The sequence below is a fragment of the Streptomyces sp. CO7 genome, from assembly GCF_053474865.1.
In genome coordinates this window covers 1-1047 of record NZ_JBRIOU010000038.1, presented here as the reverse complement: position 1 = coordinate 1047, position 1047 = coordinate 1, and the positions used below count along the sequence as shown (strand labels likewise).

Genomic DNA, 1047 nt, shown 5'->3' with positions numbered 1-1047 from the left:
GCCCTGGCCCTCGCCGTGACCGGTGCGCTGCCGGTCTCCGCGGCGGTCGCCGCCCCGAGCACCCCGGCGGCGAGCGCCCCGGCCGGTGTCGCGGCCGCCCCCCTCGCCGCGGGCCTGTACCAGTCCGCCTACTCCGAGCGGAACGACGCGCTGTGGGCCACCGCCGCCGTCGGCATGCCCCCGGCCCCCGTCACCGGCTCGCAGCTGGTCAAGGTCGACCCGGACACGCTCGAGGTCGAGGCGACCTACCCGGTGCCGGTGTCGGAGGCGGGAACCCCCGAGGCCGTCTACGGCATCGACGTCGACGACGAGCACAACACCCTCTGGGTGACCAACACCCGCAACGACTCGGTGGCCGTCTACAGCCAGCGCGACGGCCGTCACCTCGCCACCCTCACCGGCGCGAAGCACTCGCGGGAGGTCGTGGTCGACGAGCGGCGCGACCTGGCGTGGGTCAGCGCCTACGGCTCGGGCGAGCTCGTCGCCTACGACAGCCGCACCTACCGGGAGGTCCGCCGCGTCGCCGTCGAGGGCAGCGGGCCCACCGGGCTGGCGGTGAACGAGCGCACCGGAGCGGTCTACGCGGCCGACTACCTGGGCAGCCGGATCATCGAGGTCCGTCCCGGCGCCACGAACCCCCGCCTGCTCCCGGCCGGCGCGGGCCCGCTGGGCATCGCGCTGTCCCCGGACGGGCGGACCGCCTACACCGCCGACCAGACCACCGGCACGCTCACCGTCGTCTCGCTGCGCTCCGGCGCCGTCACCGCGACGGTGCCCACCGGCGCGGGCGCCAAGTCCGTGGACGTCTCCCCGCGTTCGGGCCAGGTCGTGGTGGTGAACCGGCTGGCCGGCCACGTCTCGGTCGTCGACCCCTGCACCACCGAGGTCGTCGCCACCGTGCCGACCGGACCGCTGCCCAACCACGTCCGCATCGACGGCGGCACGGCGTACGTCCTCGACAAGTCCGCGGCGGGCGCGGGCGGCGAGGACCTGGTGACCCGCATCCGCCTGCGCGCGGTCACCTCCTGACGACCGGCCGCACCGGAC

1 protein-coding gene is annotated in these 1047 nt (G+C 75.9%); it reads left to right on the top strand.

Features of this window, described 5'->3' with window-relative positions; all coding sequences use genetic code 11:
* The first annotated feature begins 3 nt into the window (after positions 1–3).
* Positions 4–1029 carry a YncE family protein gene (locus ACOV8S_RS30970; RefSeq protein WP_448321811.1) on the top strand — a complete coding sequence of 342 codons (1026 nt, stop codon included), beginning with the start codon at positions 4–6 and terminating at the stop codon, positions 1027–1029.
* The last annotated feature ends 18 nt before the right edge of the window (positions 1030–1047 follow it).